Origin of the sequence: Pacificoceanicola algae, from assembly GCF_049341065.1 — a bacterium.
Lineage (GTDB): Bacteria > Pseudomonadota > Alphaproteobacteria > Rhodobacterales > Rhodobacteraceae > Pacificoceanicola.
Genome location: NZ_JBMPIX010000006.1, coordinates 174,548 through 200,483, shown reverse-complemented (window position 1 = coordinate 200,483; position 25,936 = coordinate 174,548). Strand labels below are relative to the sequence as shown.

38 protein-coding genes are annotated in these 25,936 nt (G+C 59.4%); 33 read left to right on the top strand and 5 right to left on the bottom strand.

Annotation, left to right across the window (positions count from 1 at the left end):
* Positions 1 to 3 precede the first annotated feature (3 nt).
* From rplV to rpmD, 16 genes are all read left to right on the top strand, one after another.
* Positions 4 to 384 (top strand): 50S ribosomal protein L22, encoded by a 381-nt coding sequence (rplV, locus tag ACOYQJ_RS11535; protein ID WP_282301848.1) that lies wholly within the window; start codon positions 4 to 6, stop codon positions 382 to 384.
* Entirely contained in the window at positions 384 to 1,106 is a 723-nt protein-coding gene (gene rpsC / locus ACOYQJ_RS11530; RefSeq protein ID WP_422906170.1) for a 30S ribosomal protein S3, read from the top strand. Before rplV ends, rpsC begins: the two co-directional genes overlap by 1 nt.
* Positions 1,107 to 1,108: 2 nt before the next feature.
* The gene (gene rplP / locus ACOYQJ_RS11525; protein ID WP_422906169.1) at positions 1,109 to 1,522 is read left to right on the top strand and encodes a 50S ribosomal protein L16; all 414 of its coding nucleotides are present in this window, start codon (positions 1,109 to 1,111) and stop codon (positions 1,520 to 1,522) included.
* A gap of 123 nt (positions 1,523 to 1,645) precedes the next feature.
* Entirely contained in the window at positions 1,646 to 2,335 is a 690-nt protein-coding gene (locus ACOYQJ_RS11520) for a hypothetical protein (RefSeq protein WP_422906168.1), read from the top strand.
* A 62-nt stretch (positions 2,336 to 2,397) separates the two neighbouring features.
* A complete protein-coding gene (locus tag ACOYQJ_RS11515) occupies positions 2,398 to 3,021 on the top strand; it encodes a 2OG-Fe(II) oxygenase family protein (protein ID WP_422906167.1) in 624 nt (207 codons plus the stop codon).
* A 195-nt stretch (positions 3,022 to 3,216) separates the two neighbouring features.
* Complete coding sequence (gene rpmC / locus ACOYQJ_RS11510; RefSeq protein WP_422906166.1) at positions 3,217 to 3,423, top strand: 50S ribosomal protein L29; 207 nt, start codon at positions 3,217 to 3,219, stop codon at positions 3,421 to 3,423.
* Positions 3,424 to 3,426: 3 nt separating this feature from the next.
* Positions 3,427 to 3,657 (top strand): 30S ribosomal protein S17, encoded by a 231-nt coding sequence (gene rpsQ / locus ACOYQJ_RS11505; RefSeq protein WP_422906165.1) that lies wholly within the window; start codon positions 3,427 to 3,429, stop codon positions 3,655 to 3,657.
* Positions 3,658 to 3,740: 83 nt separating this feature from the next.
* The gene (rplN, locus tag ACOYQJ_RS11500) at positions 3,741 to 4,109 is read left to right on the top strand and encodes a 50S ribosomal protein L14 (RefSeq protein ID WP_419412380.1); all 369 of its coding nucleotides are present in this window, start codon (positions 3,741 to 3,743) and stop codon (positions 4,107 to 4,109) included.
* Position 4,110: 1 nt separating this feature from the next.
* Positions 4,111 to 4,416: a 50S ribosomal protein L24 gene (gene rplX, locus ACOYQJ_RS11495; protein WP_422906164.1), complete on the top strand. Its 306-nt coding sequence runs from the start codon at positions 4,111 to 4,113 to the stop codon at positions 4,414 to 4,416.
* Positions 4,416 to 4,994 carry a 50S ribosomal protein L5 gene (rplE, locus tag ACOYQJ_RS11490; RefSeq protein WP_422906163.1) on the top strand — a complete coding sequence of 193 codons (579 nt, stop codon included), beginning with the start codon at positions 4,416 to 4,418 and terminating at the stop codon, positions 4,992 to 4,994. The genes rplX and rplE overlap by 1 nt, the downstream gene beginning before the upstream one ends.
* A gap of 12 nt (positions 4,995 to 5,006) precedes the next feature.
* Positions 5,007 to 5,312 (top strand): 30S ribosomal protein S14, encoded by a 306-nt coding sequence (gene rpsN / locus ACOYQJ_RS11485; protein ID WP_422906162.1) that lies wholly within the window; start codon positions 5,007 to 5,009, stop codon positions 5,310 to 5,312.
* A 15-nt stretch (positions 5,313 to 5,327) separates the two neighbouring features.
* The gene (gene rpsH, locus ACOYQJ_RS11480) at positions 5,328 to 5,720 is read left to right on the top strand and encodes a 30S ribosomal protein S8 (RefSeq protein WP_422906161.1); all 393 of its coding nucleotides are present in this window, start codon (positions 5,328 to 5,330) and stop codon (positions 5,718 to 5,720) included.
* A gap of 10 nt (positions 5,721 to 5,730) precedes the next feature.
* Positions 5,731 to 6,264, top strand: coding sequence for a 50S ribosomal protein L6 (gene rplF / locus ACOYQJ_RS11475; RefSeq protein ID WP_422906160.1), 534 nt, complete (start codon positions 5,731 to 5,733; stop codon positions 6,262 to 6,264).
* An 11-nt stretch (positions 6,265 to 6,275) separates the two neighbouring features.
* Complete coding sequence (gene rplR, locus ACOYQJ_RS11470) at positions 6,276 to 6,635, top strand: 50S ribosomal protein L18 (protein WP_422906159.1); 360 nt, start codon at positions 6,276 to 6,278, stop codon at positions 6,633 to 6,635.
* Positions 6,636 to 6,746: 111 nt separating this feature from the next.
* Complete coding sequence (gene rpsE / locus ACOYQJ_RS11465) at positions 6,747 to 7,325, top strand: 30S ribosomal protein S5 (protein WP_422906158.1); 579 nt, start codon at positions 6,747 to 6,749, stop codon at positions 7,323 to 7,325.
* 5 nt (positions 7,326 to 7,330) lie between these two features.
* On the top strand, positions 7,331 to 7,519 hold the full coding sequence (rpmD, locus tag ACOYQJ_RS11460; protein WP_419412388.1) for a 50S ribosomal protein L30: 189 nt from the start codon (positions 7,331 to 7,333) through the stop codon (positions 7,517 to 7,519).
* Between the two features lie 75 nt (positions 7,520 to 7,594).
* Here the strand turns inward: rpmD and ACOYQJ_RS11455 are convergent, their stop codons facing one another.
* Complete coding sequence (locus ACOYQJ_RS11455; protein ID WP_422906157.1) at positions 7,595 to 8,425, bottom strand: Stf0 family sulfotransferase; 831 nt, start codon at positions 8,423 to 8,425, stop codon at positions 7,595 to 7,597.
* A gap of 449 nt (positions 8,426 to 8,874) precedes the next feature.
* Between ACOYQJ_RS11455 and ACOYQJ_RS11450 the strand changes: the two genes are divergently transcribed.
* Positions 8,875 to 9,660 (top strand): MBL fold metallo-hydrolase, encoded by a 786-nt coding sequence (locus ACOYQJ_RS11450; protein WP_422906156.1) that lies wholly within the window; start codon positions 8,875 to 8,877, stop codon positions 9,658 to 9,660.
* Positions 9,661 to 9,764: 104 nt separating this feature from the next.
* Positions 9,765 to 10,973 carry a cytochrome P450 gene (locus ACOYQJ_RS11445; protein ID WP_422906155.1) on the top strand — a complete coding sequence of 403 codons (1,209 nt, stop codon included), beginning with the start codon at positions 9,765 to 9,767 and terminating at the stop codon, positions 10,971 to 10,973.
* A 52-nt stretch (positions 10,974 to 11,025) separates the two neighbouring features.
* On the opposite strand, the gene ACOYQJ_RS11440 is transcribed toward ACOYQJ_RS11445, so the two are convergent.
* From ACOYQJ_RS11440 to ACOYQJ_RS11425, 4 genes are all read right to left on the bottom strand, one after another.
* A complete protein-coding gene (locus tag ACOYQJ_RS11440) occupies positions 11,026 to 11,490 on the bottom strand; it encodes an SRPBCC family protein (RefSeq protein ID WP_422906154.1) in 465 nt (154 codons plus the stop codon).
* A complete protein-coding gene (locus ACOYQJ_RS11435) occupies positions 11,450 to 11,827 on the bottom strand; it encodes an ArsR/SmtB family transcription factor (protein ID WP_422906153.1) in 378 nt (125 codons plus the stop codon). Before ACOYQJ_RS11435 ends, ACOYQJ_RS11440 begins: the two co-directional genes overlap by 41 nt.
* A gap of 133 nt (positions 11,828 to 11,960) precedes the next feature.
* Positions 11,961 to 13,232, bottom strand: a complete 1,272-nt coding sequence (locus ACOYQJ_RS11430; protein ID WP_422906152.1) for a DEAD/DEAH box helicase — start codon at positions 13,230 to 13,232, stop codon at positions 11,961 to 11,963.
* Positions 13,233 to 13,537: 305 nt separating this feature from the next.
* Positions 13,538 to 14,176, bottom strand: a complete 639-nt coding sequence (locus tag ACOYQJ_RS11425; RefSeq protein WP_422906151.1) for a hypothetical protein — start codon at positions 14,174 to 14,176, stop codon at positions 13,538 to 13,540.
* A gap of 129 nt (positions 14,177 to 14,305) precedes the next feature.
* Here ACOYQJ_RS11425 and rplO point away from each other — a divergent pair, with 129 nt between their 5' ends.
* From rplO to ACOYQJ_RS11350, 15 genes are all read left to right on the top strand, one after another.
* Positions 14,306 to 14,770 carry a 50S ribosomal protein L15 gene (rplO, locus tag ACOYQJ_RS11420; protein ID WP_422906150.1) on the top strand — a complete coding sequence of 155 codons (465 nt, stop codon included), beginning with the start codon at positions 14,306 to 14,308 and terminating at the stop codon, positions 14,768 to 14,770.
* Positions 14,771 to 14,881: 111 nt separating this feature from the next.
* A complete protein-coding gene (gene secY / locus ACOYQJ_RS11415) occupies positions 14,882 to 16,243 on the top strand; it encodes a preprotein translocase subunit SecY (protein WP_422906149.1) in 1,362 nt (453 codons plus the stop codon).
* The gene (locus ACOYQJ_RS11410; RefSeq protein WP_422906148.1) at positions 16,240 to 16,887 is read left to right on the top strand and encodes an adenylate kinase; all 648 of its coding nucleotides are present in this window, start codon (positions 16,240 to 16,242) and stop codon (positions 16,885 to 16,887) included. Before secY ends, ACOYQJ_RS11410 begins: the two co-directional genes overlap by 4 nt.
* A 418-nt stretch (positions 16,888 to 17,305) precedes the next feature.
* The gene (gene rpsM / locus ACOYQJ_RS11405; protein ID WP_422906147.1) at positions 17,306 to 17,674 is read left to right on the top strand and encodes a 30S ribosomal protein S13; all 369 of its coding nucleotides are present in this window, start codon (positions 17,306 to 17,308) and stop codon (positions 17,672 to 17,674) included.
* A gap of 15 nt (positions 17,675 to 17,689) precedes the next feature.
* The gene (gene rpsK, locus ACOYQJ_RS11400) at positions 17,690 to 18,079 is read left to right on the top strand and encodes a 30S ribosomal protein S11 (RefSeq protein WP_422906146.1); all 390 of its coding nucleotides are present in this window, start codon (positions 17,690 to 17,692) and stop codon (positions 18,077 to 18,079) included.
* A 114-nt stretch (positions 18,080 to 18,193) separates the two neighbouring features.
* Positions 18,194 to 19,210: a DNA-directed RNA polymerase subunit alpha gene (locus ACOYQJ_RS11395; protein ID WP_422906145.1), complete on the top strand. Its 1,017-nt coding sequence runs from the start codon at positions 18,194 to 18,196 to the stop codon at positions 19,208 to 19,210.
* 127 nt (positions 19,211 to 19,337) lie between these two features.
* Entirely contained in the window at positions 19,338 to 19,757 is a 420-nt protein-coding gene (gene rplQ, locus ACOYQJ_RS11390) for a 50S ribosomal protein L17 (protein ID WP_422906144.1), read from the top strand.
* Positions 19,758 to 19,809: 52 nt separating this feature from the next.
* The gene (locus ACOYQJ_RS11385; protein ID WP_422906143.1) at positions 19,810 to 20,130 is read left to right on the top strand and encodes a hypothetical protein; all 321 of its coding nucleotides are present in this window, start codon (positions 19,810 to 19,812) and stop codon (positions 20,128 to 20,130) included.
* Between the two features lie 16 nt (positions 20,131 to 20,146).
* On the top strand, positions 20,147 to 20,269 hold the full coding sequence (locus tag ACOYQJ_RS11380; protein WP_422906142.1) for a hypothetical protein: 123 nt from the start codon (positions 20,147 to 20,149) through the stop codon (positions 20,267 to 20,269).
* Positions 20,270 to 20,313: 44 nt separating this feature from the next.
* Complete coding sequence (locus ACOYQJ_RS11375; protein ID WP_422906141.1) at positions 20,314 to 21,687, top strand: trypsin-like peptidase domain-containing protein; 1,374 nt, start codon at positions 20,314 to 20,316, stop codon at positions 21,685 to 21,687.
* A 3-nt stretch (positions 21,688 to 21,690) separates the two neighbouring features.
* Positions 21,691 to 23,004 (top strand): replication-associated recombination protein A, encoded by a 1,314-nt coding sequence (locus tag ACOYQJ_RS11370; RefSeq protein ID WP_422906140.1) that lies wholly within the window; start codon positions 21,691 to 21,693, stop codon positions 23,002 to 23,004.
* 98 nt (positions 23,005 to 23,102) lie between these two features.
* Entirely contained in the window at positions 23,103 to 23,477 is a 375-nt protein-coding gene (gene crcB / locus ACOYQJ_RS11365; protein WP_422906139.1) for a fluoride efflux transporter CrcB, read from the top strand.
* Positions 23,474 to 24,535, top strand: coding sequence for an RluA family pseudouridine synthase (locus tag ACOYQJ_RS11360; protein ID WP_422906138.1), 1,062 nt, complete (start codon positions 23,474 to 23,476; stop codon positions 24,533 to 24,535). Before crcB ends, ACOYQJ_RS11360 begins: the two co-directional genes overlap by 4 nt.
* A complete protein-coding gene (locus ACOYQJ_RS11355; RefSeq protein ID WP_422906137.1) occupies positions 24,532 to 25,203 on the top strand; it encodes an HAD-IA family hydrolase in 672 nt (223 codons plus the stop codon). Before ACOYQJ_RS11360 ends, ACOYQJ_RS11355 begins: the two co-directional genes overlap by 4 nt.
* Positions 25,204 to 25,205: 2 nt before the next feature.
* Positions 25,206 to 25,913: an ATP12 family chaperone protein gene (locus ACOYQJ_RS11350; RefSeq protein WP_422906136.1), complete on the top strand. Its 708-nt coding sequence runs from the start codon at positions 25,206 to 25,208 to the stop codon at positions 25,911 to 25,913.
* Positions 25,914 to 25,936 lie beyond the last annotated feature (23 nt).

Below are 25,936 nucleotides of genomic sequence, written 5' to 3'. Positions count from 1 at the left end.
GCCATGGGCAAGGATAAGAATCCCCGCCGCGTGGCGGACAACGAAGCGATGGCCAAACTGCGCATGCTGCGCACTTCGCCGCAAAAGCTGAACCTCGTGGCGCAGCTGATCCGCGGCAAGAAAGTGGACAAAGCTCTCACCGATCTGACCTTCTCGAAGAAGCGGATCGCGGAAGACGTGAAGAAATGCCTTCAGTCCGCCATTGCAAACGCCGAGAACAACCACGGTCTGGATGTTGACGAGCTGATCGTCGCAGAAGCATTCGTGGGCAAGAACCTTGTGATGAAGCGTGGCCGTCCCCGGGCACGTGGCCGCTTTGGCCGCATCAACAAGCCGTTCTCGGAGCTCACCATCAAGGTGCGTCAGATCGAGGAGCAAGCCTAATGGGTAACAAGACCAATCCGATCGGTATGCGCCTTCAGGTGAACCGCACCTGGGACAGCCGCTGGTACGCCGACACCAAAGACTATGGTGATCTGCTGTTGGAAGATCTCGCGATCCGCGATTTCATCAACAAAGAGTGCAAGCAGGCCGGCATCGCCCGTGTGATCATCGAACGCCCTCACAAGAAGTGCCGTGTGACCATTCACACCGCGCGTCCGGGCGTGATCATCGGCAAAAAAGGCGCCGACATCGAAGTTCTGCGCAAGAAGCTGGCGGCAATGACCGACAGCGAACTGCACCTGAACATCGTTGAAGTACGCAAGCCGGAGCTCGACGCTCAGCTGGTTGGCGAGAGCATCTCGCAGCAGCTGGAACGCCGTGTGTCCTTCCGCCGCGCCATGAAGCGTGCAGTGCAGAACGCCATGCGTATGGGCGCCCTGGGTATCCGGGTGAACGTCGCTGGTCGTCTGGGTGGCGCTGAAATCGCACGTACCGAATGGTACCGCGAAGGCCGCGTGCCCCTGCACACCCTGCGTGCCGACATCGATTACGCGAATGTCGAGGCGGAAACGCCTTATGGCATCATCGGGATCAAGGTCTGGATCTTCAAAGGTGAGATCATGGAACACGACCCCGCCGCGCGTGACCGTAAGGCACAGGAACTCCAGGACGGCCCCGCACCCCGTGGTGCAGGTGGTGGCCGTCGCGATGACCGGAGGTAATCATGCTTCAGCCAAAGCGTACTAAATTCCGCAAGATGCACAAAGGCCGGATCAAAGGCCTTGCAAAGGGCGGTTCTGATCTGAACTTCGGGACATATGGCCTCAAGGCCGTTCAGCCCGAGCGTGTGACCGCACGCCAGATCGAAGCAGCCCGTCGTGCCATGACGCGTCATATGAAGCGTCAGGGTCGCGTCTGGATCCGCATCTTCCCGGACACTCCTGTGACCTCCAAGCCCACCGAAGTTCGTATGGGTAAGGGTAAAGGTTCCGTGGATTACTGGGCCTGCAAGGTAAAGCCGGGTCGCGTGATGTTCGAAATCGACGGCGTTGCCGAAGATATCGCACGCGAAGCTCTGCGTCTTGCCGCGATGAAACTGCCGGTGAAAACCCGCGTGGTTGTTCGCGAAGACTGGTAAGGTGTAGCGAGGTTGCCCTCGCTGTTCCCAACCGATGAATAAAGGCCCCCGGCGCGTGCGTCGGGGGCTTTTTGCATTAGGCCCAAGCGGGTAGTGTTGACCTGATCAAATGAAGGACGTCGCATGTTTTCATTCCTCCGCCGCAAGCTCTTGCTGGGTGTGAAGTCTGCTGCCGAGCGCGGTAATCCGATTGCCAAAAGCCTGGTTGCCCGCGAGATGCGGCAGGTTCTGGACGCCCTGCCGCCGCAATCCCCGATTGTCCGGGGCGAGTACATGACGCCAGACCTGAGCCGTCCGCTGCCAGAAGAACAGCGCAACGAAATTGTCGGCGAATACGAGATGACCCCGCTAAACCCGGCCAAGATTAGTCCAAAGGCTTTGATTGGCCGCCGGGTCGAAACTGTCATGACCAACCTGGGGAGCTATGGCATGGGGGGCTATGGTTTTTTCGGTCTGTCATTGGGCGAGGACTGGTTGGTTATCCCGCTGGTCGGAGCGGCAGAGTGGATCGAACTCGATGGTCGGATTTTGCAAGATCCGCAGGCCGAAGGGGCGGGGGGAAAGACAGCGTGGATTGTTGGCGGCGACGAAAGCGCCCTGACCGACCGCCTGACCGGTGCGCTGATCCGGTCCGTTGATCTGCGCCGGCATGGTTTGACGATGTCTTTCGGGAACGGGGCCGTTCTGCACATCGACGAAAATCCGAAAACACGGCCCGTTCAGGCAGGCAGCGGGCAACTCCGTGCCTTTCTTGAACACGATGATCTTGCCTCGGCGGTCTTTCTCAGCCCATCGGCCGAGATTTACGTCTGAATGCCACCAGGGCGCGAAAATTCCTGTTCCACGGCTGCCCTTGGCCGTCTACAAGGCGCGATATGACCCAGATACGTTCTCTCTTTGCGACCCGCCTGTACCGCGCCAGCCTTTCCGAGCTTGGCGACCCCATTGACACCGATGAGATGGAGGCCTCCTGCTATTCCATCGCCGAAGATGATGAGGCAGGGCAGGAGTGGTGTGAGAACAACGCCTATCCGGGGTATACGTCTTATGCCTCGCTGACTGATCTGCCCTGGCGCTTTCCGATCTTCGCCGATCTGGTGAAATCGTTGGATCTGCACGTCGCCGCCTTTGCCGAGGATTTGGAGTTTGATCTGGGTGACAAGGCGTTGGTTCTCGAAGATCTGTGGATCAACATCCTGCCCCCGGGTGGCACCCATTCCAGTCATATTCACCCGCATTCGGTCATCAGCGGCACCACCTATGTGGCCATGCCCGAGGGCGCCAGCGCGCTCAAGCTGGAAGACCCGCGGCTTGCCATGATGATGGCCGCGCCGACCCGCCGCAAAAATGCCCGCGAAGAACTGCGCAGCTTCATCTACGAGGCGCCCAAGCCCGGCGATGTACTGCTTTGGGAAAGCTGGTTGCGTCACGAGGTGCCGATGAACATGGCCGAAGACGACAACCGGATTTCCGTCAGCTTCAATTACAAGTGGGACTGACAAAAGCCGCTGCCTTGTCGCCTTTGGCGGCAGCGGGCGCTGGATCGCGCATGGGCCGCCGAAAACCCCTTGCGGCATAGACCCATCACGTCTATAGGGGCGCTTCATCTACGGACTCCACCGGACACAGGGTGACCCTCGCGATTCGCAAAATGGGAGGGGCCTGCCGGTGATGTTGCAACAAAGGAGAGGCGCATGAACGCCCAGGAACTCCGTGACAAGACCCCGGACCAGCTCCGGGACGACCTTGTCCAATTGAAAAAAGAGGCCTTCAACCTGCGTTTTCAGCAGGCCACTGGTCAAATGGAAAACACCGCCCGCATGCGTCAGGTTCGCCGCGACGTGGCACGCGTGAAAACCATTCTCAACGAAAAGGCCGCGTCCGCGGCATCGGAGGCGTAACTCATGCCCAAGCGTATCCTGTCCGGCACCGTGACCTCCACGGCCAACGCCCAGACCGTCACCGTTCTCGTTGAGCGTCGCTTCAAGCACCCCGTCATGCAAAAGACGGTGAAGCGCACCAAGAAATACCGCGCTCATGACGAGGCGGAAAAGTTCGCAATCGGCGATACCGTCCGCATCATCGAATGCGCACCCAAGTCGAAAACGAAACGTTGGGAAGTGATCGCCGAATAATTTTGGCGGTTCCTTCCTGATCATCGAAACCCCGAGGTCAATGTCCCAAGGATAGGGCGGCCTCGGAAGTCGGGAGAAACCATATGATCCAGATGCAGACCAATCTGGATGTGGCTGACAATTCCGGTGCCCGGAAAGTTCAGTGCATCAAGGTCCTCGGCGGCTCGCATCGCCGCTATGCATCGGTCGGCGATATCATCGTCGTATCGGTGAAAGAGGCCATTCCGCGTGGTCGCGTAAAAAAAGGTGACGTCCGTAAGGCCGTCGTCGTGCGCACCGCCAAGGAAGTTCGTCGTGAAGATGGCACCGCCATCCGCTTTGACCGTAACGCAGCTGTCATTCTCAACAATGCGAATGAGCCTGTCGGCACCCGTATCTTCGGACCGGTTGTGCGCGAACTGCGTTCGAAGAACTTCATGAAGATCATCTCGCTCGCCCCGGAGGTGCTGTAAGATGGCTGCCAAGTTGAAAAAAGGCGACAAGGTCGTCGTGCTTGCTGGCAAGGACAAGGGCAAGACCGGTGAAATCACCAGCGTCGATCCCAAATCCGGCAAAGCTGTTGTCGATGGTGTGAACATCGCCATCCGCCATACCCGCCAGTCGCAGACCGCCCAGGGCGGCCGCCTGCCCAAGGCTCTGCCGATCGATCTGTCGAACCTCGCAATCGTTGATGTCAATGGCAAAGCGACCCGCGTTGGCTTCCGTATGGAAGGCGACAAGAAGGTCCGCTTCGCCAAGACCACAGGGGACGTGATCTGATGCTTGATGCTGCAACTTACACCCCGCGTCTCAAGGCCCAGTTTGCCGATGTGATCAAGCCCGCTCTGAAAGAAGAGTTTGGCTACACCAACGACATGCAGATCCCGCGTCTGGACAAGATCGTCCTGAACATCGGCTGCGGTGCAGAGGCTGTGCGCGACTCCAAAAAGGCCAAATCGGCCATCGAGGATCTCACCAAGATCGCCGGTCAGCAGGCTGTTGGCACGATCGCCAAGCATTCGCACGCGCCGTTCCGTCTGCGTGAAGGCATGGTCATCGGTACGAAAGTCACCCTGCGTGACGTGCGTATGTATGAATTCCTTGACCGCCTCATCACCATCGCGATGCCCCGCATCCGCGACTTCCGTGGTGTGAAGCCGTCCTTCGATGGTCGTGGCAACTTTGCCATGGGCCTAAAGGAACACATCGTCTTCCCGGAAATCGATTTTGATAAAGTCGACGAAGTCTGGGGCATGGACATCATCATCACCACCAACGCGCAGCAGTTCGGGGATCACTCGGCCGATGCGCAAGCCAAGGCGCTGTTGAAGCATTTCAACATGCCCTTCAACGCTTAAGGAGCGATAGACATGGCCAAGAAATCCATGATCGAGCGCGAGAAGAAGCGTCAGCGTCTGGTGGAGAAATATGCCGCCAAGCGTGTTGCGCTGAAAGAAATCGCAAACGATGAATCCAAGTCGATGGAAGAGCGCTTCAAGGCGCGCCTCGATCTTGCAAAGCTGCCGCGCAACTCTGCGCCCAGCCGCCTGCACAACCGCTGCCAGTTGACTGGCCGTCCGCACGCCTACTATCGCAAGCTCAAGATCTCCCGGATCATGCTGCGCGAGCTGGGCTCGAACGGTCAGCTGCCCGGCGTCGTAAAGTCCAGCTGGTAAGGGAGGGTATAGATTATGAACGATCCTATCGGCGATATGCTCACCCGTATCCGTAACTCTCAGATGCGTGGCAAATCCACCGTATCCACCCCGGCGTCCAAGCTGCGGGCATGGGTTCTGGATGTACTGGCGGACGAAGGTTACATCCGTGGCTACGAAAAAGGCACCGATGAGCGCGGTCACCCGACGCTTGAGATCAGCTTGAAGTACTTCGACGGCACCCCGGTGATCCGTGAAGTCAAGCGCGTCTCCAAGCCCGGCCGTCGCGTTTATATGGGTGTGAATGACATTCCGCAGGTCCGTCAGGGTCTGGGTGTGTCGATTGTCAGCACGTCTCGCGGCGTGATGTCGGACGCAAATGCACGCGCAGCCAACATCGGCGGCGAAGTGCTTTGCACGGTGTTCTAAGGAGGGCCTCATGTCTCGCATTGGGAAAAAACCGGTCGAGCTGCCCTCGGGTGTGTCTGCCTCGCTTTCGGGCCAGACCATCGAGGTAAAGGGGCCGAAAGGCACCCAGAGCTTCACCGCAACCGACGACGTCACCATCACGATTGATGGCCAGGTTGTTACAGTTGCGCCGCGCGGCAAGTCCAAGCGCGCGCGTCAGCAGTGGGGGATGTCCCGCACCATCGTGGCCAACATGGTTCACGGTGTGTCGGATACCTTCAAGAAAGAGCTTGAAATCCACGGCGTCGGCTATCGTGCCGCCGTTCAGGGACAAACGCTCAAGCTGAACCTTGGCTACAGCCACGATGTGGATTTCGCCATTCCGCAGGGGATCTCTGTTGTCTGCCCCAAGCCCACGGAAATCGTGGTCGAAGGTCATGACAAGCAGGTGGTCGGTGAAGTCGCGGCAAATATCCGCGATTGGCGCCGCCCGGAGCCCTACAAGGGGAAGGGTATTCGCTATAAGGGCGAATACATCTTCCAGAAGGAAGGCAAGAAGAAGTAAGGACGCGATAGATGGCAAACAGCAAACGAAGCCTGTTCCAGAAGCGCCGCATGCGCGTCCGGAACAAACTCCGCAAGGTCAACGCAGGTCGCGTTCGTCTTTCGGTTCACCGTTCGAACAAGAACATTTCGGTTCAGCTGATCGACGACGTTCAGGGCAAGACCCTGGCGGCGGCCTCGACCCTCGAAAAGGATCTGGGCATGGTTGGCAAGAACAACGTCGAAGCCGCCGCCAAGGTGGGCGCAGCGATCGCCGAGCGTGCCAAGGCCGCTGGCGTGACCGAAGCCTACTTCGACCGTGGTGGGTTCCTCTTCCACGGCAAGGTGAAGGCTCTGGCCGACGCCGCGCGTGAAGGTGGTCTGAAGATCTAAAGTCTGAAGGGGGCCTTTTGGGGCCCCCTCGATGATCCGGGGGGCGTTCTGCTCCACCAGGATTGAGAACAACCGGTGCCGCAGCGGCGCCACTGAATAAGGGATGCCAAAATGGCAGAACGTGATAACCGCCGGGGCAACCGTCGCGACCGCGACGAAGCACCGGAATTTGCAGATCGCCTTGTCGCGATCAACCGCGTCTCCAAGACCGTGAAAGGTGGCAAACGCTTTGGCTTTGCCGCTCTCGTGGTTGTTGGCGACCAGAAGGGCCGCGTCGGCTTTGGTAAAGGTAAAGCCAAGGAAGTTCCCGAGGCGATCCGCAAGGCGACCGAGCAAGCCAAGCGTCAGATGGTCCGCGTGCCTCTGAAAGAGGGCCGTACCCTGCACCACGACATCGAAGGTCGTCACGGCGCTGGCAAGGTGGTTATGCGTACCGCCCCGACCGGTACCGGGATCATCGCCGGTGGTCCGATGCGTGCCGTTTTCGAAATGCTGGGTGTTCAGGACGTCGTCGCCAAGTCGATCGGCTCGCAGAACCCCTACAACATGATCCGCGCCACGCTGGACGGCCTCTCGAAAGAGCAAAGCCCGCGCAACGTTGCACAGCGTCGCGGCAAGAAAGTGGCGGACATCCTGCCCAAGCGTGATGAAGCGCCCCAGGAATCCAGCCAAGTCGCTGAGGAGGCCTGAGATCCATGGCAAAAACCATCGTCGTCAAGCAGATCGGCTCGCCGATTCGTCGCCCCGCCAAGCAGCGTGAAACGCTGATCGGCCTCGGCCTGAACAAGATGCACAAGACCCGGGAACTGGAGGACACCCCTTCCGTTCGTGGCATGGTCCGCTCGATCCCGCACCTCGTCGAGATCGTCGAAGAGCGCGGATAATCTTGCAAAGCTCGTTTTGTGAGTACTGACTTTTAAGCGTCCTCCGGAGTTTCCGGAGGACGCTTTTTTTGCGCTCTATCGCCCGCGAATTTTGTGCAGAACGCGTGCCATGCCTTTGGACCCAAATTCCATCAGGTCGTTTCGAGAAAGGCACTCTTCGGCGAACTGTCGTTTCCATTGAGAATTTAGATCCGACCCCTGCCGTTTGAGCCGAGTCCCTATCTGGATGTCCGCCAAATTGGCGAAAGCGGGAATTTTCCGCAATGTCTGTTCGGTATCGGCCACCAGATCTTCATAGGAGATGTCTGCCGCCGCGCCCCCCCGTGCGTTGGCAAATGCCTGCGTCAAAAGGTTTTGGCGTTGCAGATTTCGGACTCGCGCAAGGATGGCGTCAAAACGATATTCCGGCTTTCCGCTGCTCGCAAAAGCTGAACTCCAACGTTGTGTTTGGCCCGCAATTTCGTGAGAGATCGCCTGAGCGATTATGTCTCTTCGTTGAACGACTACGAAGTCGACCGGAAGCCCGGCGAGCAATGGTTCGAAGTGTAAAAATCCAGCCAGGTGGCTTCCGTGCAAATTGATCCCAAGAGTGCCATCCGAGCTGGTTCGGTATCGAGTAAGGGCTTGGACATACGCTTCGCCGTCTAAGTCTTCGCCCTTCCTGCACCCCCAGCGGTCTGCCAGCAAAGGAAGGTATTCCTGCGGTTGGAAGTATTCATGCGGGAGGCAAATCCCATTGATATGAAAAAGATCGCATAAAAAAGTGCTGCCAGAACGCGGCGAACTCAGAATAATAATAATCTTGGCCAGCGCTCCGGGGTTGTCTGTGTCATAGCGAGCCCCGGCAAAGTCTTCTTGTGGTATCCGGGCCTTGGCACGCGCCACGCGCTTTTCACTTAACTTCATTCTGACCTGTTCCCGAAATCACTCAAAATCAATTCTGTTTTCATATATTCTGGGGTTGGCCGCAACGACCAGTGAAAGAATGAGGCGTTCGAATTGCGCGTAGTCCACGTCGTTACGCTCACTTTATTTTTCGCCTAACTTCTATGCATCCACTGCATCGCGGGATTGTCCAAACGGCTTTTGTGATTCCAGCCCTATCGGCGTATCTGCACGGCAACGCACTATTGCAAACGGATACACCGACATGACACTTTCCATTCGTACCCTCGTCGCCCGCCTGAAACTGGCCTTCCGGGCGCATCCCGCCCCTTGCTGGACCGAATATGTCCGCCAGACTGGCGGTTTCCGCGGCTAAACATTTCCGGCATTCCCGCACAGGGGCTGTGCGGGAATTGCCGCGGGGACTTCCCAGCCTACCTCTCTTCTTAAAGCAACAAAGGAGAGAACCTATGAGACAGACACGCCGTACCTTCCTTGCCACAGCCTCCGCCGTCGGCGCCGTCACGATCCTGCCTTTTCAGGCCCGTGCTGCTGCCCATAGTGGCGACATGTTCGAAACCGACATGGGCCCGGTGACGGTCCACCCGGTTGCACACGCGTCCTTTGTGATGGAAACGCCTGCCGGCACGATCTTCTCCGACCCGGTTGGCGACGCTGCGCAATATGACGGCTTCCCAGATGCAGATCTGATCCTGATTACGCATGAGCATGGGGATCACTACAACGAAGAAACGCTGACCGCCTTGACCAAGGACGGTACGCAGTTGATCACCAACCCCGCCGTTTACGACATGCTGCCCGAGGCATTGAAGGCCAAGGCCACCAGCCTTGCCAATGGCGACAGCCACACATGGGGCGACGTCGGTATTGACGCGATCCCGGCTTATAACACCACCGAAGGCCGCGAGAATTTCCATCCGCAAGGGCGGGACAACGGCTATGTCCTGACCATGGGGAATTTCCGTACCTATATCTCGGGCGATACCGAAGATATCCCCGAGATGCGTGCGCTGACCGATATCACGCTGGCGTTCGTGTGCATGAACCTGCCCTTTACGATGGAGGCAAGCGCCGCCGCCGATGCCGTCAAAGAGTTCGGACCCAGCTTTGTCTATCCCTACCACTATCGCGGACGTGACGGTGGCACGCAGGATCCGGAGGAATTCGCCAGCCTTGTCGGCGATGCGGCCGAGGTCAAGATGGGTCCGTGGTACAAGCCCGGTGAGCTGGGTTAATCCAACGTAAATACGCACTCAGAGGCGCCCAGTCACGGGCGCCTTTTTCTATGCTTGCAGCTGTCTTCTCCTTGGCCCACCATGAGGGCGGGAGGACGGTAAGCGTGCATATTGATCTGGACGATTTTGATCTGAACCGCATCGACATGGGGTTCATCGAGAACCCGCACCCTGTCCTGCATGCGTTGCGGCGTGAACGACCTGTGTTTCACAACGCTGATGGCTCGGTCTACCTGACGCGCTATGATGATGTGCTCAAGGTCTACCAGTCACGCGATATGCTGTCCGACAAGACCGAAGCCTTTGGCGAGAAATTTGGTCGCTGTCCTTTGCACACCCATCACACGACCAGCCTGATTTTCAACGATCCGCCCTATCACACCGTGGTGCGCAAGCTTATCTCGGGTGCCTTCACGCCGCGCAAGCTGGCTGAATTCGAGCCGCTGATCGAAGGCATCGTTGGCAGGCTTCTGGATCGTGTCGAAGACTTGGGTGAGCTCGATTTGATCGAGGATTTCGCCAAGGTTCTTCCGACCGAGATCATCAGCTTTATGCTGGGTATTCCAGAGGAGTACCGCGCGCGCCTGCGGGATTATTCGCTGGCCATCCTTGGGGCGCTTGACCCTGTTGTACCCCAAGACCGTCTGGACGCAGGCAACACGGCGGTTGAGGAATTTGGCGAGATCCTGAACGAACTGATCAATCATCGCCGCGCCAATCCGGAAGGGGCCCATCAGGGCGAAGTGCTTGAGGCGCTGATTTTTGGTGAGCACGAAGGTCGCCGTCTGACGCAGGAAGAGCTGATCCAGAACTGTATCTTCCTGCTGAACGCGGGCCACGAGACGACGACCAGTTTTGTCGGCAACTCAATGGGCATCCTGTTCGACAATCCCGCACAGCACAAACTGCTGCTGAATCAGCCTGAGCTTATCGGCTCGGCGGTCGAAGAGTTCCTTCGCGTCGAAAGCCCGCTTCAGATTGGCAATCGGCTGGCGGGTGAAGACATTGCTCTGTCCACCGAGACGATTCCCAAAGGCACCTATATCCACACTTCGATCGCTGCGGCGAACCGCGATCCGGCGGTGTTCGAGAATCCTGATGTCGTAGATATCACACGCAAACCAAACCGACACATCGCCTTTATCACCGGCATCCACGTCTGTCTTGGCGCCACGCTTGCGCGGGTCGAGGGGAAGATTGCGCTTGGAGGGTTGGTCCAGCGGTTCCCGAAGATCCGCCAGACGGGTGAGCGCAGCCATGTGCCGCTGGCGCGGTTCCGCGGCTTTGCAACGCTGCCGGTATCGGTGCGCTAAGCCACCTGTCGGCTCTTGATGGGTGGTTTGGGCGCGCTGGTGTTCGACCGGGTCAAAGGGATTTTGCGTAGTCAATCAGCTGGTCGACAACCGTGCCCCACCCATCGAAGAAGCCCATCGCTTCATGCTTGCTCTTCGAGTCCTCAGAGCGATGGCGCGCCGTTGCGGTGTAGATTGTTCCCCCTTCGCCGTCGTCCTGTAGTTCGATGATCGCAGTCATGAAAGGGTCAGCGGCGGGCTTCCAGCCTTCGCTGAAGAAATCCGTGAATACCAGTTTCTTGCTGTCAATGATCTCAAGATACACGCCATTGTTCTGCATCCGCTGGCCGTCAACGTCAAAGCTTGTGTTGAAGCGCCCGCCAACACGAAGATCGATTTCGCACGCCGCGACTGAATGCGGCTTTGGTACGAAGAAATGCTTGATATGTTCCGGCGTGGTCCAGCATTCCCACACCAAGGCGGGGGGAACGGGCAGCCTACGTGTAAAGGTCAGGTCGGTTTTCGGGTCCAGGTCCATTTTCGCGCTCCTTGTTGAGAGTGATGGCATAGTCATCCAGTTGGTTCAGGCGGCTTTCCCAAAGGGCGCGTTGTGCGCTGAGCCAATCTTGTGCTGGCACGAGGGCCTCTGGGGTCAGTGAATAGATGCGGACCCTGCCGGTCTTGGTTGAGCTGACCAAGCCAGCCTGCTCGAGCCGTCGCAGGTGGCTCATGAAGGTGGGCAGCGCCATGTCATGCGGTTCGGCCAGTTCGCTCACGCTGGCCTGGCCGCGGGCAAGGCGCGTCAGGATCATACGGCGCGTGGGATGGCCAAGCGCTGAAAACAAATGATCTAGGTCGGGATGAAACTTAGCCATATTTCTAAGTAACGGGGCGGCGTCCGTGTGGCAATCATAAACTTAGAGAGTTTGCTTACTATTGGCTGTCGATAATAAGAGACGACCCTACGAATGAAAAACGCCCCGGTGATGAACCGGGGCGTTTTTAGATTTATGCGGCGCGGGATTTGCCGCCACCGGAGCGGCGATTGCGCTGGGGGCGTCCGTTGCTGGCGCCGCCACCCGGGCGGCCGCCCTGCGGTTTGCCACCGGGACGACCACGACCACCGCCGCCGGATTTCTTCTTGGGCACACCTTCCCAGGCTTCGCCGCTGGCTACGTCGATATCGCGATTCATGACCTTTTGGATGGCTTTGAATTCGCCCATCTCATCGGGTGCGCAATAGGCGACGGCAGTGCCATCGCGGCCCGCACGTGCCGTACGGCCAATGCGGTGAACGTAGTTCTCGGCGACATTGGGCAGGTCATAGTTATAGACGTACCGCACCGCCGGAATGTCGATCCCGCGTGCAGCGACGTCGGTCGCGACGAGCACTTTGAGCTCACCATCGCGGAACGCTTTGAGGGCGCGGTCACGCTGTCCCTGGCTTTTGTTGCCGTGGATGGACCCGGCCGCAAAGCCCTGCGCTTCGAGGTTCTTTTTCAGACGCTCGGCGCCGTGCTTGGTGCGCGCAAATATCAGCGCAGCATCTTCGCGGTGCCGGTCGAGGTGGGTGATCAACAGCTTGGGCTTGTGCGGCTGTTCCACGAAGTGAACGGACTGAGCGATCTTTTCGATCGGCTTGCCCGGAGGCGACACTTCGATCCGGATCGGATCTTTCAGATAGGCCTGCGCCAATTCGTTCATCTGCTTCGGCATGGTGGCCGAGAACAACATGGTCTGGCGATCCTTGCGCAGCAGCGGCGCAATGCGGCGCAATGCGTGGATAAAGCCCATGTCCAGCATCTGGTCAGCCTCGTCCAGCACCAGGAAACCAGTCTGGTCAAGGCGGATCGCCTTGCGTTCGATCAGGTCGATCAGGCGACCGGGCGTGGCGACAAGCAAATCGCAGCCCTTGCCCAGCTTTTGCGCCTGCGCGTTCAGCGATTGACCGCCAACGACGAGGTTGACGCGCACCTGGGTGCCATCAGCATAGGCGCGCAGGTTGTCGACGATCTGTTTGGCCAACTCGCGCGTGGGCGCAAGAATCAGGCCACGGGTCGTTTTCGGTGCAGCGCGGCCTTCGATGCGCAGCAGGGCGGCCAGCAGCGGCAGGCCGAAAGCGGCGGTTTTGCCGGTGCCGGTTTGCGCCAGGCCCATCACGTCGCGGCCATTCATCGCCTCGGGGATGGCTTTGACCTGGATCGGTGTCGGCTCGGAGATGTTCAGGTTGGCCAGGTTGGCCAAAAGGCGGGGCGGCAGCCCCAGCGTTTCAAAAGACAAAAGATATTCCTTATTCGGCAAGGCAAAAACCTTGCACGTCCATGCGCCTGCCCGGTCTTGGGCAGATCGTCACGTGGGTTACGCCGCAAGCTCGGGTTTATGGGCTGGATTGCCGCACAGACCGCCAAGGCGCTGGCCCCCCGCGTGAATTGGGTACCGGTTGAGAAAACTGCCTGCGGGCGCAGATCGTATGAAAAGCCCAGCGGCCCCGCTCACGCGGCGGGTGCGGCAGTTGAGGGTCATATGGGGGAAGCGGGGGATTAAGTCAATGGTTTCTCTAAGGGCTTCGACGAACCATCGTGTCGTCAGATGGTTGATCGAGAGGTCATGTGCCATTTTCCGTTACGCAAAACTGGTCGTGGAAACGATGCAACAAGGTCTTCCACGAGCCACAAGTTGGATCTGAACGGCGTCTCAACCGAAGAACCGGGAAATTTCACAATTCTGACTGTGTCGAAAGTTGGCTTGTAGTACCGAAATATGCTGCCTTTAAACTTGTGACGCTTTGAAAGCCACTCAAGGTCTGCCATTGGGTCGGGCGCCTGTGACCCAATGTCCTCGTTGGAAATGTAGCCCGGCATCCCACTTTCGGCGGATGACCCAAAGGTCAGATCGCGTTTTTCCCTCAACTCCGTGATCCATTTCCGCCGCACATTTTTTTCGGCAGTTTTTATGACATCAGGCACTTTCTGTCCGACGGCGTCATAGAGCGTCTTCAGATCGTGTTCGTACGCTTCCACATACGTAACTTTCTCGCCCAAAGCCAAAAGGTAGGCTTTCAAAACGAGTTCCAACGCGTGTGCCAACAGCAAGTGTTGCGGGGCATCTGTACAGAGTTTGAGTTTCACCTCACAGAGATGCTTTGCGGACGTTGCAAAGTCTTGTGCGCGGGTGAAGAAACCCACCGAGAGTTCCAACGGATCGGTTTTCTGATCAGTGCTCATTCAACTTGCGCCCCGCGCTGCATTTTACTATATGCCCCGAGTGCTGTAACAGCACGATTCATCAAAACCAAGAAAAGCCGTGGTTGCCCCATACGCTTCGGGGGGCACATCCGGCAAAGGAGAAGCGTTATGAAACTGCATGAACTGCACGACAATCCCGGCGCAACCAAGCGCAAAAAGCGTATCGGCCGTGGCGCCGGTTCGGGCATGGGTAAGACCGGTGGCCGTGGTATCAAAGGTCAAAAGTCGCGTTCGGGTGTGGCCATCAATGGCTACGAAGGCGGCCAAATGCCCCTCTACCAGCGTCTGCCCAAGCGTGGCTTCAACAAGCCGAACCGCAAGGCCTATGCTGTGATCAACCTCGGGATCATCCAGAAATTCATCGAAGCCGGCAAGCTTGACGCGGCCGACATCACCGAAGACAGCCTGATCGCTTCCGGCGCCGTGCGCCGCAAGCTGGACGGGATCCGCATCCTCGCCAAGGGCGAGCTGACCACGAAGGCCACCATTTCGGTCACCGGCGCCTCGAAGGCCGCGATCGACGCCGTCGAAAAGGCGGGTGGTGCCCTTACCGTGAAGGCGGCTGCCGAATAACGGGTTGTGAGCGGCCTCTGTGCCGCTTACATACGACCCAGTTTTCCTTATAGCGCCGCCCGATGCTGGAAAACGCATCCGGGCGGCGTTTGAATTAAAAGAGAGACCCGCATGGTATCCGCAGTAGAGCAGATGGCCGCCAACACCAGTTGGGCGGCGCTAGGCAAAGCCACCGACCTGCGCAACCGCATCCTCTTCACCCTTGGCCTGCTGATCGTATATCGCCTTGGCACCTTCATTCCCGTACCGGGGATCGATGGCGCGGCGCTGCGCGACTTCATGGAGCAGGCCGGGCAGGGGATCGGCGGCATGGTGTCGATGTTCACCGGCGGGGCGCTTGGGCGCATGGGCATCTTTGCCCTTGGCATCATGCCCTACATCTCGGCCTCGATCATCGTTCAGCTTCTGTCTTCGATGGTCCCCGCGCTTGAGCAGCTGAAAAAAGAGGGCGAGCAGGGCCGCAAGAAGATAAACCAGTACACCCGGTTCGGCACCGTGGCGCTGGCGCTGTTTCAGGCTTACGGTCTGGCCGCGTCGCTGGAAGCCGGCGATCTGGCCCATGAGCCGGGCTGGTATTTCCGTGCGTCGGTTGTGATCACCCTTGTCGGCGGCACCATGTTCCTGATGTGGCTGGGCGAGCAGATCACCGCACGCGGCATTGGCAACGGCATTTCACTGATCATCTTCGTCGGCATCATCGCCGAGGTTCCCGCCGCTTTGGCGCAGTTCTTTGAATCTGGCCGCTCGGGGGCGATCAGCCCTGCTGTCATTGTCGGCGTTATGCTGATGGTGGTGGGCGTGATTGCCTTTGTGGTCTTTATGGAGCGCGCGCTCCGCAAGATCACCATTCAGTATCCGCGCCGTCAGGTCGGCATGAAGATGACCGAAGCGCAGAACAGCCACCTGCCGATCAAGGTGAACCCGGCGGGCGTAATCCCGGCGATCTTTGCCTCGTCGCTGCTGCTTCTGCCGATCACGATCTCGACCTTTTCCGGGTCCGATGCAGGCCCGATCATGTCGACGATCCTTGCCTACTTTGGTCCCGGCCAGCCGCTCTACCTGTTGTTCTTCGCGGCGATGATCGTCTTCTTCGCCTATTTCTATACCTTCAACGTGTCCTTCAAACCCGACGAAGTTGCAGAAAACCTGAAGAACCAGAACGGTTTTGTTCCCGGCATCCGCCCGGGCAAGCGCACCGCCGAGTACATGGAATACGTGGTCAACCGCGTGCTCGTTCTGGGTTCGGCCTATCTTGCGGCGGTTTGCCTTTTGCCGGAAATTCTGCGCGGTCAGTTCGCAATTCCGTTCTATTTCGGCGGCACCTCGGTGCTGATTGTGGTCAGCGTTGTGATGGACACGATCCAGCAGGCGCAAAGCCATCTGCTGGCGCACCAGTACGAAGGTCTTATTCAGAAATCGCAGCTGCGCGGTAAGGGTAAGGCCCGCAAGAAAAAGGGGCCCGCACGGCGATGAACATCATTCTTCTTGGACCGCCGGGCGCGGGCAAAGGCACTCAGGCGCGGATTTTGGTGGAAGAGCGGGGCATGGTCCAGCTGTCCACCGGAGACATGCTGCGCGAAGCCAAGGACAGTGGCACCGAGATGGGCAAGCTGGTCGCTGACGTGATGGCCAAAGGTGATCTGGTCACCGACGAGATCGTCATCGGTCTGATCCGGGAAAAGCTGGAGACGACCGAAGCTACCGGCTTTATCTTTGACGGCTTCCCACGCACGCTCAAGCAGGCGGATGCTCTGGGCGAGCTGATGGCAGAGATGGGCAAGACCCTCGACAAGGTGATCGAGCTGCGTGTCGATGATGAGGCACTTGTGGCAAGGATCACGGCGCGGTCGACCTGCGGCAATTGCGGTGAGGTCTACAACGACAACACCAAGCCGGTCCCGGCGGATGGCGTCTGCACTTCTTGCGGGGAAAAGGCGGAATTCAAGCGTCGCGCCGACGACAACGAAGACAGCCTGCGCACGCGCTTGATGGCCTATTACAAGATGACATCGCCTCTGGTGGGCTACTACTATGCCAAAGGCATGTATGCGCGCACCGACGGCATGGGCGAGATTGATGCCGTCAAGGCTGGGGTCGCTGATCTGCTCGACAGCTGATCCCTTTGCTTTGATGTCTCCAGAAAAGGCCGCGTTTTCGCGGCCTTTTTCGTTTCGAGCTGACGTGGCTGCACGCTTTGCTCCGCAACCATTTTCGATGCTGCCCGACGTCGCACAAACCTCAGAGATGTCTTTGTTGGGATGTATTTGAACACGGTCGGGTTGTGGTGTATCAGAAGGGCACCTTAGAGCCGGAAATTGACCATCATTGCCGAGGCTCGGCTTGGGGTCTTGACGTCCTGTCGAAATGCCCCTACCCACCCCTATCTCTTCACGAGAATCACCGACGCTATCGGGGTCGCACCCAGTTAGCAGACCACCTGATCAGCTTTGGCCCGGCGGCACAAAATGCCTCGGGCCTCATGTTGTGAAAAAAGGGCCTGGCATGACGGGCTCGCAACGAAAAGGAATATGACACGTGGCACGTATTGCCGGCGTTAACATCCCGACCCATAAGCGGGTGCCGATCGCACTCACCTATATCACTGGTATTGGCCACACGTCTGCTGCGCAGATTTGTGAAGCCGTGAACATCGACGTTTCGCGTCGCGTGAACGAGCTGAGCGATGCCGAAGTTCTCGCCATTCGCGAGCACATCGATGCCAACTTCACTGTCGAAGGCGACCTTCGCCGTGAAGTGCAAATGAACATCAAGCGCCTGATGGACCTTGGCTGCTACCGCGGCCTGCGCCATCGTCGCAACCTTCCTGTGCGCGGTCAGCGTACGCACACCAACGCACGCACGCGCAAAGGCCCCGCAAAGGCCATTGCCGGCAAGAAGAAGTAAGGGAGGGTTCGACCAATGGCACGTGATACTCGTCGCGCTAAGAAGAAGGTCTCCAAGAACATCGCAGCTGGCGTTGCGCATGTGAACTCGACCTTCAACAACACCAAGATCCTGATCTCTGACGTTCAGGGCAACGCAATTGCATGGTCCTCCGCTGGCACCATGGGCTTCAAGGGCTCGCGCAAGTCGACCCCTTATGCTGCTCAGCTGGCTGCGGAAGATGCAGGCAAGAAAGCCCAGGAACATGGCGTCAAGACGCTGGAAGTCGAAGTGCAGGGTCCCGGTTCGGGCCGTGAATCTGCACTGCGCGCTCTGGCGGCTGCCGGGTTCAACATCACCTCGATCCGCGATGTGACCCCGATTGCACACAACGGTTGCCGTCCGCCGAAGCGCCGTCGCGTCTGATCTGAGTATTGTTACGCGGGGCCGGGCATTCTGTCCGGCCTCGTTTACGTCTTTCTGAAACCTCGGGAGTCTGCGCCTTAGGACATGGGGCACGGGCAAGCATGGAGGGACTGCATGATCCATAAGAATTGGGCCGAACTGATCAAGCCGACACAGCTTGACGTTAAACCGGGCAACGATCCTGCCCGCAAGGCCACTGTTGTAGCCGAACCGCTCGAGCGCGGCTTTGGTCTGACCATGGGCAACGCCCTGCGTCGCGTGCTGCTGTCCAGCCTTCAGGGCGCGGCCATCACCAGCGTTCAGATCGACAACGTCCTGCACGAGTTTTCTTCGGTTGCTGGCGTTCGTGAAGACGTGACCGACATCGTTCTGAACCTCAAGGGCGTGAGCCTGCGGATGGAAGTCGAAGGGCCCAAGCGCCTGTCGATTTCTGCAAAAGGTCCGGGCGTTGTCACGGCTGGCGATATCTCGGAATCCGCTGGCATCGAAATCCTGAACCGCGATCACGTGATCTGTCACGTGGACGAGGGCGCCGAAGTCTACATGGAGCTGACGGTCAACACCGGCAAGGGCTATGTGGCTGCGGACAAGAACAAGCCGGAAGATGCGCCCATCGGTCTGATCCCGATCGACGCGATCTATTCCCCGGTCAAAAAGGTCGCCTATGACGTTCAGCCCACCCGTGAGGGCCAGGTGCTGGACTATGACAAGCTGACCATGAAGATCGAAACCGACGGTTCTGTTTCCCCTGAGGACGCAATCGCTTACGCGGCGCGAATCCTTCAGGATCAGCTGTCGATCTTCGTCAACTTCGACGAGCCGGAATCGGCCAGCCGTCAGGACGACGACGATGGTCTCGAGTTCAACCCGCTTCTGCTCAAGAAGGTGGACGAACTGGAGCTCTCTGTGCGTTCGGCGAACTGCCTGAAGAACGACAACATCGTCTACATCGGCGATCTCATCCAGAAGACCGAAGCAGAAATGCTGCGCACCCCGAACTTTGGCCGCAAGTCCTTGAACGAAATCAAGGAAGTGCTGTCGGGCATGGGTCTGCACCTTGGCATGGACGTTGAGGACTGGCCGCCGGACAACATCGAAGATCTGGCCAAAAAGCTTGAAGATTCGTTCTGATTTGGAGGGGCGGGTTTCGGCCCGCCCAACCGCACGATGGGCATGACGCCCCAAGGAGAGCCGGTGACACGCATCGCCGGTCAGACAAAGCAAAACCGCCCGTAGAGGGTATCTAGGAGTAAGACACATGCGTCACGCAAAAGGCTACCGCCGCCTCAACCGCACCCACGAGCACCGCAAGGCGCTCTTCTCGAACATGGCTGGCTCGCTCATCGAGCACGAGCAGATCAAGACGACCCTGCCCAAGGCCAAAGAACTCAAGCGCGTCATCGAAAAGCTGATCACCCTTGGCAAGCGTGGCGATGTGCACGCGCGCCGTCAGGCCGCCGCTCAGCTGAAGGAAGACAAGGACGTTGCAAAACTGTTCGAAATCCTCGGCCCGCGCTACGCCGAGCGCAACGGTGGTTACACCCGCGTTCTGAAGGCCGGCTTCCGTTACGGTGACATGGCGCCCATGGCGATCATCGAACTGGTCGACCGCGACGCCGACGCGAAAGGCGCCGCTGACAAAGCCCGCGCCGCAGCCGCAGAAGCTGCCGAAGGATAAATTTTCCGCGTTCCTGAATTGCGAAAGGCCGATCCGAAGGGATCGGCCTTTTTTGTTTGGTTCAACGAACTCAGTTCGAGATGGCGACCGCCATCCGGCGAAACCGCATGTCCTCAAGCCGGCGGGCAAGGATTGCGGCAACATCAGATTTGGTGATCTTGAGCTTGAGGCCGCGCTCGCCTGGTCCAAAGCCCACCTTGAAATCGCCTGTGGCCGGATCTGCATCGCGGCATGGGTCGGCTACATCTCCGAGATCTACGGTGTTGGTCGTGCCTTGATGGCGTTGATGGACAGCGATGCCGAGGCGCGCTCAATGCGCCACAGCTGCAAGGCCACTGGCCAAGGACGGTCATCTCGATCCGGTGTGGAGTGAAGAGGCGGCGACCGACATGTTGTGGACGCTCCTTTCGGTCCGCCAATGGGAACAGTTGCGCCATCAGTGCGGCTGGACACAGGCCGACTATCTGGATCGCATCACCCTGACGGCCAAACACGCGCTCTTGCGTTCGTGATCCCAGAGTCACATATCCCTGACATCACAATCAGGAGGTCTCTCATGCGCCGTACTGCAACGATTCTGCTTTGCCTTTTTCTGCCGCTTCAGGCCGCAGCCGAGCAAGTTCCGCAAAGTCAGGCGCAAATTTCGCTGAGCTTCGCCCCCTTGGTGAAAGAGGCCGCCCCGGCGGTGGTCAACATCTATGCCAGCCGTGTCGTGCAGGATCGTAGCCCCTTCGCGGGCGATCCTTTGTTCGGCGGGCTGTTTCGCGACTTTCAGGCCCGACCGCGGGTGCAGAATTCGCTTGGTTCCGGGGTTATTCTGTCTGAGGACGGGTATGTCGTTTCGAACTACCACGTGGTGGGGCAGGCGACTGACATTCGCGTGGTGCTGAACGACCGCCGCGAATTCGAAGCCGATGTCCTGCTGGCAGACGAAGAGGCGGATCTGGCCATCTTGCAACTAAAAAATGCCAAGGACATGCCGTTCCTCGATTTGCGCAACAGCGAGACCGTCGAAGTCGGTGAACTGGTTCTGGCCATCGGCAACCCCTTCGGCGTTGGCCAAACAGTGTCTTCGGGCATCGTTTCGGGCCTCGCGCGCACCGGCACGGCCACCGGCAACGGTCGCGGGTACTTCATCCAGACCGATGCGCCTATCAACCCCGGCAACTCTGGCGGGGCTTTGATCGACGTCTCGGGGCGGCTGATCGGGGTGAACACCTCAATCCTGACGCGCTCGGGCGGATCAAACGGGATCGGGTTTGCCATTCCTTCGGCGCTTGTGCAGCAGTTCGTCCAGCAGGCCCGCGACGGGCAGACCGGTTTTCAGCGCCCTTGGGCCGGGATGACAGGACAACCGGTTGACGCGGATTTGTCTGACAGTCTTGGCCTTGGTGTGCCCGGCGGTGTGGTGGTCGTGCAGATGCACCCCGCCAGCCCCTTTGCCGCGTCAGGGCTGACGCCCGGTGATGTTGTTTTGGCGGTGGACGGTGAGCCGGTGAACACACCGCCCGAGATGATTTATCGAATGTCCGTGCGCGGTATCGGCGCCGAGGCCGAAATCACTTATGTCCGCGACGGCAAACAGGAAATCGCCAAGGTCGCGATGATCCCTCCGCCGGATGAACCGCCCGCCGAGCGTACCGTTATTGATCAAGACGGCGTTCTTCCCGGCCTCAGCCTTGCACGGATCAACCCGGCTGTGAGCGCGGAAATGGGCCTGTCCACACAGGCCAAGGGAATTGTCGTCCTCGACCCCGGCCCGTTCGGCGCCCGTGCGGGTTTGCAACAGGGTGATATTCTGAACGCCATCGACGGCGTGGATATCGTCAGCCCGACCGAAGTTGACGCGTTGCTGCGCGACGCGGCCCCTCGAATCCAGATCGATGCGCAGCGCGGCAACCGCAGGCTTGTCCTGCGTTTCCGGATCTGAGCCTTGGCCGATCTGTTCGACAGCGCTGATCCGGGCGCGCCTGACACCGCACCCCGGCCCTTGGCCGATCGCCTGCGTCCGAAATCCCTCGGCGATGTCATCGGGCAAGAGCAAGTGCTTGGCCCCGAGGCCCCTTTGGGCGTCATGCTCGACTCTGGCGCCCTTGGGTCGATCATTTTCTGGGGGCCGCCGGGGGTGGGCAAGACCACCATCGCGCGGCTTCTGGCGGATGAAACCGACCTGCATTTTGTCCAGATCAGCGCCATCTTCACCGGCGTGCCCGAGCTGCGAAAAGTCTTTGAGGCCGCCAAGCTGCGCCGCCGGACCGGGCAGGGCACTTTGCTGTTCGTCGACGAAATCCACCGGTTCAACAAGGCCCAGCAAGACGGTTTTCTTCCCCATATGGAGGACGGCACGATTCTGCTGGTCGGGGCGACCACGGAAAACCCCTCGTTCGAGCTGAACGCGGCCTTGCTGTCGCGCAGTCAGGTCCTGGTGCTGGAACGCCTCAGCCTTGGCGATCTGGAGCGCCTCGTACAACGCGCCGAGCAAGAGTTGGATCGCGCTCTTCCGCTGGACGGCGTCGCGCGCGAGGCGCTTCTGGAAATGGCGGACGGCGACGGGCGCGCGCTTCTCAATCTGGTCGAACAGGTGATGTCATGGCGCACGCAGGACAAACTCAACACCGATCAGTTGACCACCCGCCTGATGAAGCGTGCCGCGCAATACGACAAGGGCGGGGACGGGCATTACAACCTGATCTCGGCGCTGCATAAATCGGTGCGTGGTTCAGACCCTGACGCCGCGCTTTACTGGTATGCACGCATGCTGGAGGCGGGCGAAGACCCCCGCTATCTGGCGCGCCGCATCACCCGCATGGCGGTCGAAGATATCGGCCTTGCGGACCCACAGGCGCAGGCGGTCTGCCTGCAGAGCTGGGAAACCTATGAACGGCTCGGCAGTCCCGAAGGGGAATTGGCCATCGCCCAGGCGCTGGTCTACCTCGCCCTCGCCCCCAAATCGAACGCGGCCTATGTCGCCTACAAGTCGGCCCGCGCGGCGGCCCGGAAAACCGGCTCCTTGATGCCTCCGAAACATATTCTCAACGCCCCGACAGCGCTGATGAAGGATCAGGGATATGGTTCGGGCTATGCCTATGACCACGACGCTGAAGATGGCTTTTCCGGTCAGGACTATTTCCCCGACGATATGGCGCGCGAGGCCTATTACGACCCGGTCGAACGCGGATTTGAGCGCGATTTGCGCAAGCGCGTCGATTACTTCACCCGTCTGCGGCGCGAACGCAACGCAAAGTAGTCCGCGACCTGGCTTCTTTGGGCCCAAAATACCTCGGGGGTCCGGGGGCAGAGCCCCCGAATCTTGACAACCTGCGCCACACGCGCGACAGCAGCCCAATGACACCCCTTCTCCAAGTCGCCCTCGGCGGCGCCATCGGCGCCAGCGCCCGTTATCTGACCGGTCTCACGGCATCCCATCTTCTTGGAAGGGGGTTCCCCTGGGGCACGCTGATCGTGAATGTCGTCGGCTCTTTCGCCATGGGCGTTCTGGTCGTCGCGCTAGCCCATTTGGGCGGCAACCGCTATGCGCCTTTCCTGATGACGGGCCTTCTCGGCGGTTTCACCACCTTCTCGGCATTCTCTCTGGATGCCATTACACTGTACGAGCGCGGCCAGATCGTCACTGCCGGCACCTATGTCGCGGCCTCGCTTGTCCTGTCTCTGGCCGCGCTTGTCGCTGGCCTTCTCATCGCCCGGAGTATCGCCACATGAGCCGCGTTCAGACCATCACAGTCGGCCCCGGCGACGGGGATCAGCGCCTTGACCGCTGGCTCAAACGGCTTTTCCCGCACGTTTCGCAGGGCCGCATCGAAAAGATGTGCCGCAAGGGCGAGGTGCGTGTGGACGGCGGCCGCGTCAAGGCCTCCAGCCGCCTTGAGGTTGGCCAGCAGGTCCGTATCCCGCCACTGCCAGAACCCGAACAGGTCGCCGCGGAACAAGCCGCCAAGGCCAAGCCTGAGGCCAAGATCAGCGCCGCCGATGCCGAGATGATCCGCAATTGTGTGATCTACAAGGATGACTTTGTCATTGCGCTGAACAAACCACCGGGCCTCCCGACCCAAGGTGGCAGCAAGCAGGTGAAGCATGTTGACGGCCTTGCCGAAGCGCTGCGATTTGGCCTTGAGGAAAAGCCGCGCCTTGTCCACCGGCTGGACAAGGACACCTCTGGCGTACTTCTTCTGGCCCGCACGCGCGAGGCAGCAAAAGGCCTGACAGCCTCGCTCCGCCACCGCGAAACCCGCAAGATCTACTGGGCGCTCGTCGCTGGGGTCCCCACGCCTTACCTTGGTGAAATCCGCTTTGGTCTGGTCAAGGCGCCGGGTCATGGCCACAAGGGCGAAGGCGAAAAGATGATTGCCGTGCATCCGCGCGAGATGAACGCGACGCCGGGCGCAAAGCGGGCTCATACGCTTTATGCCACGCTCTACCGCGTCGCCAGCCGTGCCGCATGGGTGGCGATGGAACCACTTACGGGACGTACCCACCAATTGCGCGCCCATATGGCCGAGATCGGGCACCCGATCATCGGTGACGGTAAGTATGGTGGCTCCGGTCAGGAAAACCTTGGCGATGGCTGGGGCGCGCAACTGGGTGGCGTGATCTCGAAAAAGCTGCATCTGCACGCGCGGTCGATGACCTTCGAACATCCGATCACCCACAAAGAGATCACCGTGACCGCCGCCTTGCCAGAGCATATGGCCCACAGCTGGGACACGCTTGGCTGGGAAGAAAGCTTTGCCGCTGACGATCCCTTCGAGGCTTTGCAATGAGCGAGCTGAAACTGGTGGTCTTTGACGTTGACGGCACGCTTGTCGACAGTCAGGGCGATATCCTTGGGGCAATGGCGGCGGCTTTTGCCGCGGTTGACCAGCCCGCGCCCACCCGTGCCGAAATCCTTGGGATTGTTGGCCTTTCTCTGCCTAAAGCCGTTGCGGCTCTGGCGCCTGAGCAGGATGAACACGCTCTCGGGCAGATGGTCGAAGCCTACAAGCAGCGCTATTTCGAGCTGCGCCAAAGCGGTGGCGCCGGGGCTTCACCGCTGTATCCCGGGATCGCCGCGCTGTTGGAGCGTTTGCACCAGCAGGACGAATTGCTGCTGGGGGTCGCGACAGGCAAGTCCCGCCGCGGGCTGGACGCGCTTCTGGACAGCCTCGAGTTGCGCCGTTTTTTTGTCACGACGCAAGTGGCAGATGATCACCCCTCGAAACCGCACCCCTCGATGCTGATGACGGCACTGTCCGAAGCCGGGGTCGCGCGCGAACATGCCGTGATGATCGGCGACACCTCTTATGATATGGACATGGCCCGTGCGGCGGGCCTGAAGGCCATCGCCGTTGGCTGGGGCTATCACCCGGCACAGGCGCTTGCTGGCGCGGATCGTCTGGTGCAGGACGCCGTTGCCCTCGAGGCCGCGATACTTGAGTTACTGGAGCACTGACCATGAGCGAATGGGCCCCGAAACGCTTTTGGCAAAATACGGACATTCATCCCGCAGAGGGCGGCTATACCGTTCTTCTGGATGGGCGCGGCGTCAAGACGCCGGCCAAGACCCCATTGGTTGTTCCGACCGAAGCGCTGGCCAGTGAAATTGCGGCCGAATGGCAGGCCCAAGAGGACAAGGTCAACCCGGCGACCATGCCCTTTACCCGCACGGCGAATTCTGCGCTCGACAAGGTTGCGACGCAACACGCCGAAGTGGCAGAGATGTTGGCCGCCTATGGCGACGCAGATTTGCTGTGCTATCGCGCCGCGCATCCCGAAGAATTGATTGCCCGGCAGGCACATGCCTGGGATCCGGTTCTTGATTGGGCCGACGAGGCGCTGGGAGCCCGGCTGGAACCCAGAACCGGTGTGATCCACGCGCCGCAGTCGCCCGAGTCGCTGACCCGGCTGGCCGCGCAGGTGCATGACCTCAGTCCATTTGAGCTCGCTGCCTTTCACGACTTGGTGTCTTTGTCCGGCTCTTTGGTGCTGGGGTTTGCCGCCGCTCATGCCTACCTTCCGGCCGGGGATATCTGGCTGCTTTCGCGCGTCGATGAGACCTGGCAAGAAGAGCAGTGGGGCAAGGATGATGAGGCAAGTCAATTGGCTGAGTACAAAAGGGCCGAATTCCTGCACGCTTCCCGGTTTTACCACTTGGCACGCTGATCCAAGGGCAGAACCGAGTGGAA